This is a genomic window from Arcticibacter sp. (genome assembly GCF_045629565.1).
Taxonomy (GTDB): domain Bacteria; phylum Bacteroidota; class Bacteroidia; order Sphingobacteriales; family Sphingobacteriaceae; genus Arcticibacter.
Genome location: NZ_JAZQRL010000088.1, coordinates 1 through 15,241 on the forward strand (window position 1 = coordinate 1; position 15,241 = coordinate 15,241).

At 44.7% G+C, this 15,241-nt stretch carries 9 protein-coding genes; all 9 read right to left on the reverse strand.

Annotation, left to right across the window (positions count from 1 at the left end; all coding sequences use genetic code 11):
• Positions 1-99: 99 nt before the first annotated feature.
• The 9 genes from ACKI5J_RS10690 to ACKI5J_RS10730 all read right to left on the reverse strand — a co-directional run bounded on the left by ACKI5J_RS10690 (position 100) and on the right by ACKI5J_RS10730 (position 14,989).
• The gene (locus ACKI5J_RS10690) at positions 100-861 is read right to left on the reverse strand and encodes a glucosamine-6-phosphate deaminase (RefSeq protein ID WP_407429312.1); all 762 of its coding nucleotides are present in this window, start codon (positions 859-861) and stop codon (positions 100-102) included.
• Complete coding sequence (gene nagA, locus ACKI5J_RS10695; protein ID WP_407429314.1) at positions 854-2,053, reverse strand: N-acetylglucosamine-6-phosphate deacetylase; 1,200 nt, start codon at positions 2,051-2,053, stop codon at positions 854-856. Before nagA ends, ACKI5J_RS10690 begins: the two co-directional genes overlap by 8 nt.
• An 18-nt stretch (positions 2,054-2,071) precedes the next feature.
• Complete coding sequence (locus ACKI5J_RS10700; RefSeq protein ID WP_407429316.1) at positions 2,072-3,394, reverse strand: sugar MFS transporter; 1,323 nt, start codon at positions 3,392-3,394, stop codon at positions 2,072-2,074.
• 2 nt (positions 3,395-3,396) lie between these two features.
• Entirely contained in the window at positions 3,397-4,971 is a 1,575-nt protein-coding gene (locus ACKI5J_RS10705) for a beta-N-acetylhexosaminidase (protein ID WP_407429318.1), read from the reverse strand.
• Positions 4,971-5,927, reverse strand: coding sequence for a glycosyl hydrolase family 18 protein (locus tag ACKI5J_RS10710; protein WP_407429320.1), 957 nt, complete (start codon positions 5,925-5,927; stop codon positions 4,971-4,973). The genes ACKI5J_RS10705 and ACKI5J_RS10710 overlap by 1 nt, the downstream gene beginning before the upstream one ends.
• Entirely contained in the window at positions 5,927-7,507 is a 1,581-nt protein-coding gene (locus ACKI5J_RS10715) for a RagB/SusD family nutrient uptake outer membrane protein (RefSeq protein WP_407429322.1), read from the reverse strand. Before ACKI5J_RS10715 ends, ACKI5J_RS10710 begins: the two co-directional genes overlap by 1 nt.
• Positions 7,508-7,522: 15 nt before the next feature.
• The gene (locus ACKI5J_RS10720; protein ID WP_407429324.1) at positions 7,523-10,729 is read right to left on the reverse strand and encodes a SusC/RagA family TonB-linked outer membrane protein; all 3,207 of its coding nucleotides are present in this window, start codon (positions 10,727-10,729) and stop codon (positions 7,523-7,525) included.
• An 81-nt stretch (positions 10,730-10,810) separates the two neighbouring features.
• Positions 10,811-13,381 (reverse strand): family 20 glycosylhydrolase, encoded by a 2,571-nt coding sequence (locus tag ACKI5J_RS10725; RefSeq protein ID WP_407429326.1) that lies wholly within the window; start codon positions 13,379-13,381, stop codon positions 10,811-10,813.
• A 543-nt stretch (positions 13,382-13,924) separates the two neighbouring features.
• Positions 13,925-14,989, reverse strand: a complete 1,065-nt coding sequence (locus tag ACKI5J_RS10730; protein ID WP_407429328.1) for a substrate-binding domain-containing protein — start codon at positions 14,987-14,989, stop codon at positions 13,925-13,927.
• Positions 14,990-15,241 lie beyond the last annotated feature (252 nt).

The window sequence follows — 15,241 nt, forward strand, 5'->3', positions numbered from 1 at the left end:
ATGTAATAGTGGTGGCGCGCTCAAAAGCAAAGCCAGCATCAAAAATCTCTTCATAGTAAATCGCGAAGCCGCAAAGATAGCAAATTGCATATAGCGTACCTATATTAAAGACGCACTTAGCTCATCGAGGAACAAAACACAATGTGGATGCCTTCTTAAAATCGTTGAAGGATATTTCTCAGTCAGCTGCTGATGTAGAGTGTTATACACCGCTTCTGCTTTAGCGGGTCCCGGTACTATGCAGTACACATACATGGGCGCGACCAATGCAGGAATAGTAAGCGTTAATGCAATTCGCGGAACATCTTCCAGGCTTGCAAAACAACCATCATTTACCTGTTGTTGTCTGCACACGGCATCCAATTCTACAACCTTCACCAAAGACTTATCACCGAAGTCTGCTACCGGAGGGTCATTGAAAGCAATATGCCCGTTTTCTCCAATACCCATACATACGATATCGGCGGGATAGTCCTTCAGCAGTGAGGTATATCGTTCGCATTCGTCTTCTTTTCTTTCAGCCTGACCGTTCAGATAATGAACAGAATTAAATGGCAGCCTGCTGAATAATCTCTTTTTGAGAAAGTTCCCAAATCCTTGAGGTGCATCTGCTTCCAGCCCGATATATTCATCCATATGAAAAGCATTGACCCGGCTCCAATCAATATGCTCACTCGCGCACAAAAAAGCAAGCATCTCATCTTGTGACGGTGCTGCCGCAAAGATGATATTGACCTGCTCCTTTGTAGCAAGCAATTCCTGTATTTTTTCAATCACGGCTGCGGCAGCGGCATTACCCATCAATTGTCTGTTTTCAAAGATGCGCACATCCAGATTATTGCTTTTTCTAAAATTAAACATTGTCATTATTCTTATAAACAATTTTACCATTTATGATTGTCGTATCTATTCTAATATCATCATCGAACAGCACTACATCAGCGTCCTTACCGGCGGTGAGGGAGCCTTTCTTCATATCTACATTCATGATGGTTGCTGGTGTGAGTGAGATCATTTTTATTGCGTCAATCAGCGGTACATCAGCCATGCGAACCATGTTACGTACCAAGCTGTCGGCTGTCGCTACGCTTCCCGCAAATGCACTTCTGTCGGGCAACTTGGCAACATCGTCTTCTACAATTACTCTTGTTCCATCTTTCAGACTGCCCAATATGCTTTCTCCGGAAGGCATCCCCGCAGCGCGCATCGCATCTGTAACTAGCGCTGTCTTTTCCGCTCCCTTGATCTTGTATACGAGTTTAAGCAATGGCGGTGGCAAGTGTATGCCGTCAGCAATAATCTCCACTGACATCCCATCAATCAGGTAGGCGCTCTCTATAACTCCAGCATACCGGAAAGCATTACGGCGGGACACCCCCGACATGCAAGAATAAAAGTGAGTAGCATGCGTATAACCGCTTTCATAGGCTTCCAGCACTTCCTCGTATATGGCATCAGTATGCGCAATGGCCGGGAGTATACCTCTGTCTCTCAGATATCGTCCAAACGCCACCGCACCTTTCAGTTCTGGGGCGGCACTCCAGCGGGTGATGATGTCGTGCTCGGAGATGATCTGCATATACTCCTCCGGATCTGGTTCACGAATATATCGACCATCCTGCGCACCCTTTTGTTTCATGGAAAAGTAAGGCCCTTCAATGTGCATCCCTAAAAACTGAGCGCCATCCGTATTAATAGCATGAGCAATCTTATAAAGATCCAGGGTCTGAATAAGGTCGCTTCTACCACAGCTGAGTGTGGTGGGTGTCATTGACGTGGTTCCATATCGTGCGTGTGTTTTCGCAATCGTTAGAAATGCCTCCAGGGTGTTGTCCATAAAATCGTGACCTCCCCCTCCATGAACATGGATATCGATAAAGCCGGGTGACACATATTTGCCTGCAGCATCAATCTGTATGGCATCATCGGCTTCTATATTCGTGTTACTCACCTCAACAATCCTTCCATTCGAAATGAGCAGCGAGCCGCCTTCGATCAGACGATTTGGAGTAATGATCTTTCCATTGAAGATCTTAATATTGGTATGATTCATCTGTATAGTGGTGTGTAGCTATAAGGTCCAACTCCTGATCTTATAGCCTTTAAATGCGTAAAACATAAGGTAGAGGTAGCAGGGAAGCAGTATCCAGTACGCGTCTCTGAGATTGACCTCATCGGCCAGGTATCCGTAAATCAATGGCAGGATGGCATTGCCGCTTAAACCCATAATGAGCAGCGACGATCCGATTTTTATAAATCTTCCAAGATTATCAAGTGCGAGCGGCCATATCCCTGCCCAGATCATCGAGTTGGCAAATCCAAGCAAAACAACAAACCAGATGCTGATATCAGCCGGGTGTCCTAAGATATGAACCTGGCCACTGGTGAAAATGATCAGGATCGTGAAAACCGCTCCAAGAAGCGTACAAAACCGAAGTGCTGTAATTTGCGAGAGGTATTTAGGTATCATGGAGATACCGAGGATATAACCAACAATGGTGGCAGAGAGGGTATAAGACGGAAAGACCTTTGCCTCCATCAGGGGCATGTCCATCGAATGCGCGTAACCGATGACAGTATCAACAGCTATTACCTGAGATCCGACATGCACAAAAATGGCGAATGCCCCCAGTACAAGATGCGGAAAGTCGAGTATGCTCTTCTTACCGCTGTTAGATTCCGCCAGATCCGCTGTTTCAGCATCCGTATCGATCTCCGGCAAGGGAGATAAACGAACAAAAAGCCCTAAAGCAAACAAGACACAGCCAACAACTGAATAAGGCACAATAACCCTCCTGATCAGTTCGTTAAGAGCCGACTCTCTGGCAGACCCTGACATCGTTTTCAACTGCTCAAATAGTTCACTGTCAGATGAGCGCAGGATCACGGCAGCAAAAAGTAAGGGAGCGATAATACCTGCAAGCTTGTTGCAGATACCCATGACGCTAAACCTTCGTGCCGCACTTTCCTTCGGTCCCAGTATCGTAACATAAGGGTTGGCCGCAGTCTGCAATATAGACAGGCCGATCCCCAGGGTAAAAAGTCCCGTCAGAAAGAGTTCGTAAGTTCGGGTCAGTGCTGCGGGAACGAAAATAAAAGCGCCGGCCGCCATAACCCAAAACCCAATCATCATCCCTGCCTTAAATCCCGCTTTTTTCAACAAGAATGACGCAGGCACAGACATCAGCAAATAGGAAATATAAAAAGCAAATGCAACCAGATATGATTGAAAATTGCTGAGCTCGCAGGCTATTTTGAAGTAGGGGATCAGGATGGCATTGATCCAGGTAACGAAGCCGAAAATAAAGAAGAGTACGCCTATGATCGTGATTGATATCAGACTATCCCTTCTACTCAGGCTCTCTATCTCGGAAACTTTAATAGTTGTGCTCATGGTTAATTCTTTGTGGTGACTTTGTTCAGGCGCTTATAAAGCCTGTCGATGCCACCATTCATTAATAGCAATTCTTCTTGAAGCTCCTCACTATAAAAAGTTGCCTTGTTCAGACGGAGATAACGTTTGTCTGGGCGCTGCTTCTGCAGCCTGCGGAGCCCGGCCAACACAGTGGGTAGCTGCTCCGCGGCAAATGTTTCTGCATTAACCTGTATCTCAATGTGCTTGAACTGCAAATACCTTAACCTGATATCGGCCATCAACAGAAAATGTTCGTACTCCTGCTTGTTGCGAACAGGTTTTAAGCGATGTAACGTCTCCCTGACGAAAGCAGCACTATCTACTACTTTGTTGATGTCTGCACCGGCAGGGCTGATCTTTCCCTGATTAATCTCAAAGGCTGTTAAGGTCATTACCTTGAGGAACATAGAAGATTGTTCATGGTTGAAACCGAAACGGTCAGTTCCGTACCCTTGAATAAAAGTCTCCACATCAAGAGGTCCGCCTGTCTTTAAGGCGGCAAAATACGCTTCTATCAGAATCCGGAACCCGGTTATGGGATAAACTCGTCGCACGGGGTAGAGCTCTGTAATATCAGAACCAGACTCAAAAACCGGCGAATAAATCCCGGATGTAGACCATGAGGTCATCACCATTCCTTTGTATCCAAGTTTTTGGGCTGAGGGGATAAAATCCCTGATATTATGAAAGTGTTTTTTCCAGTCTGTCAGGTAATAATTATCCGGACCGCTTCTTATGGCCGGTGCACCCCATATTTCAAACCCCTGCTCTGTAAGCTTTTGATGATCGCCAAAGCGGTTCAAGTCCCAACCATAGTTCCAGTCGACAAAAACAGTCTCCTTCGGCAGAAGAGGCAAAGCTTCCGGATACTTCAGAGCGATGTCTGCCCAGACCACCGGCCTTTTATCCAGGCTTATCACTATATCACAGAGCATTTTCAGATAATCACCATACAGCCGGCCCGTTCCGACCAGCTCAGCCTTCTTTTTCGACTCCGGAGAGTGGCCAAGCAAATATGTCTCATCTCCGCCGATATGAATATAAGGAGAGGAATGAGTAGAGATAAGGTCTTTGTACAGCTCAGTAAAAAGCTTTTTCGCTAGCTCCTCCTTCAAGGGATTAACCTGTGAATAGTCCTTTTGGTCTTCACGAAGCTCAGCATATCGCTGATGTCTGAGTATATACTCTACGTGACCGAAGCTCTGTTGCAATGGAATTACGTCGATTCCGATAGATGAACAGTAGGTTATAAAAGACCTGATCTCCTCTCTGGTGTAAGAATAGCGATTGGCTATCAGAGGGTGTTGCTTATATGGGTAAGTTCCCTCCCATTCCATAATCAGGGTGTTGATGCCATTCTTGCTCAATGTGTATGCAAAATTTTTAAGTGCTGGCATCTTCATGACCTGAATTCGGAGATCAATATGAAAGCCCCTGACTGGAAAACGCTCCGCCGCCATCGCCGATCGCGCCGGTGTCCACAGAACCGTCAATACGGTCACGAAAAGGAACAGTCGCAACCAGGGATTTCTGGTGTTTATATAGTTTGTTGTCATTATGGTCTATAATTTTGGATAACGTGTTTGATATTATACAACAAAGACTTCTTTCCAACGGTATCCTGGGCCAGTTGCCAGACCATCACACCGCCAGCTTCTTCCAGGGCAAGAGTTGTTTTACGCTGAATCAGAGGTATGCCATTGTAGTAAAGCATCCCTCCATCATCCAGCTTCAACTCGTCTTTCCTATCAGCACCGGGATAGGTATTGATGATCTTACTGTATGACATGCTGGATATGGATGAATTGAATCCATACCCATAAAATGGAAGGCCAAGATTTAACTTTCGTCTGCTAAGCCCCTTTGACTTCCAAAAAACAAGATCCTCAACGGCCATGGTGTAGGGAGCATGCTGACCAGCATCATTGGGTCGCCACGGCCCCGTTTTATCGTATGACATGATGTTAACGAAGTCGAACTCGGATAAAGTAGCACTATCCAGCTTGCTGGCGTTGTTACTGGCAACTGCCACAGTCAGTAAGCCAGAAGGCTTAATCGCGCGTGACAACTTCCGGATGAAGTTTGCATAGTCAGCCGTGATCAAAGAACCTTCCAGGTCTACGTCGATCCCATCTAATCCGTAGTTATCCATCATTCCACGGATACTCTTCACGAACGCTGTACTCTGTTGCTGTGAAATCAGGTTGGAATAATATTCCGGTGCTTTGCCTCCGCCTATAGCAGCCAGAACTTTCACGTTGTGCTGATGCGCCCTTGCTACCAGTGCAGTAAGCCCTGGGACCGGATGAAAGACCCCTCTTTCATCCGGATTAATAAACGCAATATTCAAATGTGTGATCCTGCTGAAATCGATCTTGCCATGGTAATTCTTCAGATCGCCCTTATAATAACCAACAATGCGGAAGTCCGGATCGGCTGACTGTAATGGCACTCCCTCAACAATGGCGGTAAAAATACATAAGAGCAGGATCAGTGTTCCTATCGTTCTCATTACCAGCCCTTATTTTGTACTAGTGCTTTATTAATACCCATTTCATATACCGGAACCGGAAGAAGCAGGTGTTGTGGCTCCACAAAGTTTATACCCGCGTTGGCTGCGTATTTAAGTGCTGCTGGTGCGTTGGCGGTGATTTCAGCCGACAGATCCTTTAGCGTACTTCCAAGAACTCCCCAGCGGATCAAATCGTATTTACGAAGTCCTTCAAAGCAGAGCTCCCTCGATCTTTCAGCCTGAATATATTCAGCGAAGTCTTTTTTTGAAAGTCCCGCCGGAACGTTTGCTTCATTGACATTTGTCGCACCGGGTAATAGTTTCCCATAAGCACGTTTTCTCACCTGATTGATGGCCGTGTAAGCCTCTGCTGTTGGTCCGTTTACTTCATTCTCTGCTTCTGCATACATCAGCAGCACATCCGAATATCTCAGAAGCGGAAAGTTCTCCGGAGAATCGTTCATTGACTTTGGCGATACCACCTCATATTCTCTCCTCCATTTGCCACAGTGTCGCTCGTATATCTGGGTAGCATTCCAATTCGCTTTAATCGTTCCCTGGCTTTGGTATCTGAAAGGAGCAATCGCCCAATCGCGTCTGAGATCCTTTGTAGATCCGTATGAATTGAAGAGCTTCGCTGTGGTTTGAATAAACCCATAAACATAAGCTGCTGTATTTGGATTCGGCATACCGGTGTTAATTCCAACCCGGCCTCCTTCACGATACGGACCTGAGGTATTTCCCCAAAACTCCACTTCCCAGATGCTTTCTTTGATATCATATTTATCAGCAGCATAGTTGATAAAAATATCCTGATATGATGGGTTAAGTGCATGAACATTTTCGTCGATGATCATCTTGCTCCATTTAAGTGCTTCCTGATATTTAGATGTATCTTTAACCGGATTACCCGCCATATAAAGACAAACCCTGGCGAGGATCCCTCGGACCGCAGACTTGTTGATCTTACCTCCGAAGCCTACTGTTGTGGCAGGTAAAACAAGGGCTTCAGCCTCCTCCATGTCTTTTAAAATTGCTTCATAAACGTCCTTTTGCGGCGTCCGTTCCACATTGGTTTGATTCGCTGAACTGGTAGCCTTCATCATCAAAGGAACATCGCCCCAGTTGCTTACCAGCAGAAGATGATAGTAGGCCCTTAAAAACTTGGCCTGGCCGAGGATATCATTCCTTTTCACCTCGTCCATCTGAGGTTTATTAACATTTTCAATCAGCACGTTTGCACGGTTGATACCATCATATAACAATTGCCATAGATTCAGCACATAAGTATCTGCAGTTGAATGGTTATACACCTGGGTACCGGCAAAAGTGGATACATTATAGAAGCCCTCGTCGGCTTCTGTACCCATACGGCTGATCAGCGCATCCCCGTATACTGCCCTTTGTCCAAGTATATCATACACTCCGTTCAGCGCAAAATTGAGCTGTTCCTCAGTTTCATAGTAGTTTGCCGGGGAAAGAAAATCAGACGGCGTTGTCTCCAGAAAATCGCTGCAAGAATTTAACGTCAACGTGAAAGCTGCGATAACTATTGCAATTGGTTTGAATATCGTTTTCATTTGAAAATAATTGATCTATAATGAAACTTTAAGGTTAAAAGTTACCGTTTGAGCACGTGGATAAGCGGAATAATCGAATCCTGGCGTAAGTGCAGAATTGCGGACAGATACTTCAGGATCCATTCCCGAGTAGTTTGTCCAGGTCAACAGGTTCTGTGCCGAAGCAGAAACATACACCCGGCTAACCTTCATACCGGTCAGAAACTTTGCAGGGATCTCATAACCTAGAGATACGGTTTTCAGTCTCAGATAAGAACCGTCTTCCACCACTCTTGATGAGTAAACTCCTCTTGGTCCCTGCCCCCCAACACGTGCAAGCGTATTGCTTGGATTTTCAGGCGTCCATCTGTCATTGAAGCTGGCATACTGGTTCAGATTTTTGTAATTAAGTGCATTACCTTCAAATATAACCCGGTTTGCATTCAAGATGTCATTACCATAAGACCATTGAAAAAACACATTCAGGTCGATGCCTTTGTAACGGAAGTTATTGGTAAAACCACCGGTATGTTTGGGCATGGGATTACCAATGACGGTACGGTCGTCTGCATTGATCGTCAGATCACCATTTAAATCCTTGTACTTGATATCACCAGGTTGAACTGTCGCGCCATTATTGGTGATACCTGGTTTGAGGGTATAGACTCCATTCGCCAGCCCAAAATCTTCGTATTGATATACACCGTCCCACTCATATCCATAAAATTGCGCTACTGGTTTACCTACCTCCGCAACATACAGCGGTGTCTTCTCATACGCTACTTCCCAGTTTATTGTCGAAAACAATGTTGATTCTTCACCGGAAAGGCCAAGAACCTTGTTTTTGTTAAAGCTGATGTTAAAATTACTACTCCAGCTGAAGTTCTTATTCTGAATATTAACTGTGTTCAGACTGAGCTCCACACCGCTGTTCTGCATGCTGCCAATATTTTTCAGCGCTTTTACGTAACCGGTACTGTAGGGCATATTTGCGTTCAGCAACAAGTCTTTAGTCTCTTTCTTATACCAATCGGCAGATATGGAGATCCTGTTTTTAAACAAGCCGAGGTCGTAACCCAGATCGAGCTGGGTGGTTGTCTCCCATTTCAGGTCACGGTTCTCCAAGGTTGCTGGTATAACGCCCTTACCTGGTGTCTGGTTGTTAAAAGAGTAGTTGTTTTGAAGTGTAATAAGTGGATTAACCGGTGAAAAACTCAGAGAGGATAGTGCTGCGAAATCAGGAACACGGTTATTCCCTGTCATACCGTAGCTCACCCTGAATTTCGCATCTGAGATCGCAGTGAGTCCCTTCATAAACTCCTCACTGCTCATCCGCCATGCAAAGGCACCAGAAGGGAAATATCCCCACTTGTTATCATCTACAAACTTGGAAGAACCGTCCGCACGGAACGAAGCTGTTAACAGATATTTGGACTTGTAATTATAATTGACCCTTCCTAAAAAAGAAGCGAGCGTATTCTCCGTTTCTGCTGCGACAGTTGAATAAGGCGTACCTTCATCCAGGCCGCTTAAACCCAGACTTTCGTTAGGTACAGACTGCGATGTGAAGCCGTAGTTTTTAGAGGTACGGCCCTGCATCGTAAATCCACCAACTATGTCTAGGTTATGCTGTCCGAATTTCTTTTTATATGTAAGTGTATTTTCATTCAGCCAGGTGTTTAGTTCTTCATTTGCAACAATACCGTAAACGCCTCTGGTATTTGTCGGTATCAGGGGCGTACCTTTAGACGTTTGAGAGTTATAAAAGGCATTTTCTCCCAGCATTCGGTTGTTGATCCCGCCGGTAACCTTGAGGCTCAGATCTTTTAAAATGGAGTAGGTGAAATATGCGTTCGCCGTCAGGCTATTGTTTTTAGAAAACAGCTGCTCGTTGCGGGTGGAAATCAGCGGATTCACACGGAAGTCATTTGTACTTTCTATCTCAGGGTCAATCAGATCTCCCAGCAAATCTGCATCATTGCCGGCAACCGGCCGATACCCCCAGATGCTATAAAGCAGATAGCTGGAGGCAGAGCCGCTGCTTCCCATTTCAGAAGCGATTCGTCCGTTGTTCTGGATAACGCTGTAGTTCGCTACCACTCCTGCTTTCAGCTTTGTCGATATCGTCTGATCCAACGAGACCCTCCCCTGATAACGTTTATACCCTGAATTAATAATGATTCCGTCCTGGTCATAGATAGAACCGGAAAGTGCATATCGCGTCTGTCCGGAACCGCCGGAAAGAGATAAGTTATGAATCTGAACAGGGGCCGTCCTGAACATTTCGGACTGCCAGTCATAACCTTGCTCGCTGCGGTAAGACTCGAGATCCCTTCCTGTAAGATATTGCGATGTAGTCAGCACTGGATCTAGCTCCTGTTGCAGCTTCACAAAGTCATACGGTTTCATCATGTTCATCGTATTGGCGATATGCTGAAATCCCAGAGAACCATCATAACTTAAAACCGATTTGCCTACCTTCCCTTTTTTGGTTTCAATTACGATCACGCCATTAGCTCCTCTTGACCCATATATGGCCGTTGCGGATGCATCCTTAAGGACATCAATTGACGCGATGTCTGAAGGATTAATGGCTGCATTTGTAGGGTCTTCGATCGGAAAGCCGTCAATAACATACAGGGGCGAATTGCTTTGAGTTACTGAATTTGCTCCTCGTATAACGATATCCACACCAGCGCCAGGCTGACCTTCATTAGATGATACCGTAACCCCGGCTACACGTCCGGCCAGCGCATCTTCGAATGAAGCAACCGGTGCTTTGTTGATATCGGCAATATCCACTTTTGCTACCGAGCCGGTAAGGTCCTTACGGTTCACAGTTCCGTATCCGACAACCACTACTTCATTTAATGCCTGAGCATCATCCCTTAATGTAATATTGATCTGCCGCTTTGACCCAACCACTTGCTCCAGCTGCTGGTATCCGATATAGGTGAAGACAAGTACGCTGGTTTCTGAAGAAACTTTTATCCGGTACTTTCCTTCAATATCGGTAACGGTAGATATGGTTGCACCTTTCAAACGGACATTGACCCCGGGGAGTACCTGGTTTTCTTGATCTCTGACCACTCCGCTAACAACAATTTCCTGTCTGGAAACCGGGTTAACTACTACCTGCCTTAATGCGGGAGAAGACATTTCTGATGCCATCAGGGGCAAGTCAGAAAGAATTACTGAAAGGACTAATAGTTGCCGCAATCGCGTCTTCATTAGCGAGTTCATGTGACTGTTCATTTTACGCTTATTGTGAAAGTTTAAATATGTGTTAAGTACTACGTGTGCGTACCCGATCTTATTTATGGGTTATCTGTTGTCAACCCGTACAGTTAATCCTCCCCTGCCTGTCTGACTAAAAGCCCTTAACGCGATACGCTTGCGATCTTTGAGAGGACCTGTGTATACATTGCTTTTTGCATTTGGTTCTTCGCCATTGACTGTGTATCTTATGGTAAAACCAGGCAGGTCTGTATTGGCGTGGACCGCTCCTTCAATAACCGTGGCGCCAGGCGTAGGTACTCTATACGAATATCCGCCCGAGTACGTGTCAAGTCGCTTCATCTCCCGCCCCGAAGCATAGAGGAAGGCCGAAAAGTCCTGATTAAAGTACTTCCTGCTTAATACCGTATCGGCTTCTTCTTCCCATTGTGGTATTGGTGACCATGCCTTCTGAGCTAAAGCCAGTAACCTTGGCAAGAGCATGTACTCGAGTCGCTCGGGATTCTTCACTGTTTCAGACCATACCAGGCCCTGAATACCCGCAATATTCTGTTTACCGTATTCCGTAAGTTTCTCAGACCTGTTGATGATATCTTTATGAAGAGGTTTCTCGAGGTAGTCGGTCTTCACATTGCTTAGATAGTCGAAAGGTTTAAACCGGAAAGGTTTTTCCATATCAATGAATCCTCCCCAGTTAAATCCGGGATCTTTAAAATGATTCTGATAGGCCATGTCAAAATAAAAGTTGGTCACGAATGACAGTACCACTTTATAACCGGCGTTAGCCAGGCGATAGGCGAGATCCTCGTTCCCCGACATGTTGTTCCATACGTTTACCCGGAAGCCTTCATTGACAAACAGAGGGTTGGGAATCCAGCGTTTCTTGCCCCCAAGAGCGGTTTTACGCAAGCCGGTTTCTTCCCAACCTGACAAAAACAGACCTTTTTCTTTAAGCATTGAATTTAGCCGCTTAAAGAAGTAATCCCACAGGTCTTCTGTATCTTTTAGTTCCGGACGTTCCTTTTTCAATGACGCATAGGCTGGTGAACGTTCCCATACCCCTAAAGGTACTTCGTCTCCTCCAAAATGTATAGTTTCCAAAGGACTACCAGCCTCCTTATACATGCCGATAATTTCATCTGTCACATGCGAAAGAAAATTATAAACAGATGGAAGAGAAACGTCCATGACATTGTCATTCCACTTCTGAACGGAGCGATATTCAGACTCATCACCCTCACTGTTTAAAACGTACTTCGTTGCTCCTATGCTATCACCAATTGCTAATAAACGGCTCCGACGGGCAGCCATTGCTTTAATAGCCGCGCGTGCATGTCCTGGTGTCTCAATTTCCGGAATTACCATAATGTGTCTTGCATGTGCGTACTGTAATATTTCGATGAAATCCTCCCGCGAATAATGACCACTTCCAGGGGCCATATCTCGGTCGGGACCGGAGCCATAAGCAGGCATAAGCTGATTCTTCTCTGTCAGCCCGTGACCTCTTCGCCCTCCGGTTTCCACCAATTCAGGCAGGCCGGGAATTTCCAGGCGCCAGCCTTCATCATCGTTGAGGTGAAAATGCAGCCTGTTCAACTTATATAATGCAAGCAAGTCAATCACCTTCAATACTTCTTTTTTAGGCTGAAAATTGCGGGCGACATCCAACATGAAAGCCCGGAATCCGAAGCGGGGGGCATCATACACATCGCAGGCCGGCACTTTCAGCTCTTTCATCTTTATTCCTGGCTTTCCGGGTTCTATCAGCGTTTTCAGGGATTGAATACCATAGAAGATCCCTGCATTATCTGCGGCCCGGATCTCAATACGATCAGCAGACACACTTAACTTATAAGCCTCACTTTTCAGGGTATCTTTTAGCAAATAGATTTGCGGCTTTTTTCCTCCCTTATTATCAGCAACTGGAATTCGTTTTGCCGACAGCAGGAACAGGTCTTGGGAAAGCACATCCGCTGAAGCCTTAAAAGAGGGCGCATAAACAATTCCCTGAAAAGCCAGAATGTTCACTTGTCCCTCCTTCTTCTCAAACTTTAGGGGTGCAGGAAAAAGGGGAACCGATCCTGCAGAACCCTCATTCGCATACTTCGCGTTCCTTTTGAACAGATCAGATGCACTAAACACCTTATCTCCTGCAAACCTCACCAGATTTTGAGGATCGTCAGGTGGCAACACCTTCACATTGCTGATCACCTGATATTCCTCAGGCATAGCATCCCTGACCAAGTAGAAGCCATGAGGAGCATCACTCTCATTTACAAACCAGGAGCCAGAAAGGAAGGTAAACGTTGCCTTCCCGCCTTTTGCGGGGGCTTCGAAACCGGGTAGAGGGTAGATATAGTAAAGCCCGCCGTTTACATGCCTGACGTTCAAACCCTGTCCTTCAATTGACGGAACAACTGTACGGCCAAAATTGAAGTATATCTTCCAACCAGACTGTCCCAGAGAATTCGAACCTTCAGGAATGATGTTCAACACCGAGATCGCTTCACCTTTACCCTGAAAGTTATTTTCCAGCACTTTCCATTCAATTCTGATATCGGATGAATTTATGTCTTTACCGCGCTTTTGTGCCTGTACGGCAGAAAAGAAGCAGATGGATATCAGGCAACGCAACAAGCTAAAATAAATTCTCTTCATACTAATTTTTTAATCGCATCAGGCGGTTATATAACAGGTTAATTTTGGCATTCCTGAGATTCTTCCGGACAAAACGGAGACACCCAGCAAAGCTTCACCCCTAGCCTGTTCCCAGATTTTACCCTTCACCGTTCTGCACGATATAGGCTGTCTGACCAAGGTCATCGGTTTGAACCAGAATAGAATGAGCAGGCATGAGTGAATGTTGTTAATTCGCATAATCAACTGAATAAACGGAAATATTAATTTCGTGTACGTACCCGAAATTGAAAATACCTTTTCAATCCCAACGCCTCTTTTTTTCTATTATCTCACTTAAGGAGACACCATACCGGCAACACACTTCTATACCACGCTAAAAACAAGCGATAATTAATTCCGGTTACGTACACGAAATTAAAACATAATTTTAATTAACCAAATAATATTACAGAATTAAATAAAAGGAGCGTTCTAAACTTAGTTAATAAGGAAAATATCGACTTCTTTCTAAATATTACAACAAAATTCACCAATCGGTTAAAATATTAAATATGAATCCGCTTAATTCTTATAAAATTGGCAATTCTCTCGCGTAATTATATCAATAGGCATGTAATAAGTGCGATCGACCGCAATAGACTGGACCAAATAATTGTAAAGAAACATGATTCCCCGATAACCTTGCTCCTGTGGCTTTTGACAAATTAAGAAGTCTATCTTTCGTTTTACCAGTCCGTCGATGTTTTCTTTTATAAAATCATAACCTATCAAAATAATATCATCGATCCCAGTTTCTTCCAAAAATTTGGCCACTACAGATACCCTGGAGTTAGTGACGAAAATCAGCTTAACTTTACCTGCCTTCAATGCTATTGTAAGTTCTTTTTTAACCGAAAGGTAATCAGTCTGTCGGATATCGACCTTCGAGATGTCGGTCATATGTGCATTTTCACTGAAGTATGCCCTGAAGCCTTCCTCTTTGCGTAGCAAATGATGATGATTATCTATCTCCTGAGATATATTCACTACAAGAATCCTATCGCCACGGTCTATAAGATAGTTTGCGAGATGAGCTCCTAAATACCCACTATGATAAAGATCGGGACCGATATAAGAAAGACAATTCGCATTTGGGACATCCGAATTAATGAATATATACGGAATCTTTCGCTTTTGACAGATTTCCACAAACTCCATAGATTCTTCGATGAACATAGGTGCAAGTAACACTCCATCATAATCACCTTTTAAAAGAGCTGCAGATTGTTTCCGAAATGAAGCCTTATCGTTTTGATCGAACAAGAACTTATCTATCGTTATTCCATACGCTTTAATTTCCGACTCAGCTTGCAGTATTCCGGCAAGCGGTGCCGCCCAGTAGTCGGTTTCACTGGATACCGAAGGAATCAACACAGCTAAATGGAGTACTTTTTTCGAAGCAAGTCTCCTGGCCATGATGTTCGGCTGATAATTCAGATCTGCAATGATTGCGTTGATCTTATCCTTTGTTTTAAGAGACACGCCTGTTCTATTATGCAATACCCGGTCGACCGTGGCGATGGACACATTCGCGCGTCTGGCGATTTCTTTGACTCCCACCAGTTCAGCCTCGTTCTTTTCACTCATGCCTTGAAATTATAAATATTATTAAAACACTAAAATACAATGTGTACGTAAACGAACGAAATATCTTTAGCGGGAGTTTCTCTCTCGCACGGTGGCAATAGAAAATTAAATGACTCCTCTGTCAGTATGAATTTATCCCGGTTCGGAGTTGCAATATCTCTTTTCATTCTATAAGTGTTGACTGAGAACGAACAAAGTAATACATTTCGACTTTCCAATTAAGTGAGCCCATGAATATTCACTTCAAGCTGT

Excerpts from the sequence above, each read along its gene's own strand:
- ACKI5J_RS10720 (WP_407429324.1), bottom strand. The coding sequence starts at position 10,729 with ATGAACTCGCTAATGAAGACGCGATTGCGGCAACTATTAGTCCTTTCA.
- ACKI5J_RS10710 (WP_407429320.1), bottom strand. The coding sequence starts at position 5,927 with ATGAGAACGATAGGAACACTGATCCTGCTCTTATGTATTTTTACCGCC.
- ACKI5J_RS10715 (WP_407429322.1), bottom strand. The coding sequence starts at position 7,507 with ATGAAAACGATATTCAAACCAATTGCAATAGTTATCGCAGCTTTCACG.
- ACKI5J_RS10690 (WP_407429312.1), bottom strand. The coding sequence starts at position 861 with ATGTTTAATTTTAGAAAAAGCAATAATCTGGATGTGCGCATCTTTGAA.
- nagA (WP_407429314.1), bottom strand. The coding sequence starts at position 2,053 with ATGAATCATACCAATATTAAGATCTTCAATGGAAAGATCATTACTCCA.
- ACKI5J_RS10730 (WP_407429328.1), bottom strand. The coding sequence starts at position 14,989 with ATGAGTGAAAAGAACGAGGCTGAACTGGTGGGAGTCAAAGAAATCGCC.
- ACKI5J_RS10700 (WP_407429316.1), bottom strand. The coding sequence starts at position 3,394 with ATGAGCACAACTATTAAAGTTTCCGAGATAGAGAGCCTGAGTAGAAGG.
- ACKI5J_RS10725 (WP_407429326.1), bottom strand. The coding sequence starts at position 13,381 with ATGAAGAGAATTTATTTTAGCTTGTTGCGTTGCCTGATATCCATCTGC.
- ACKI5J_RS10705 (WP_407429318.1), bottom strand. The coding sequence starts at position 4,971 with ATGACAACAAACTATATAAACACCAGAAATCCCTGGTTGCGACTGTTC.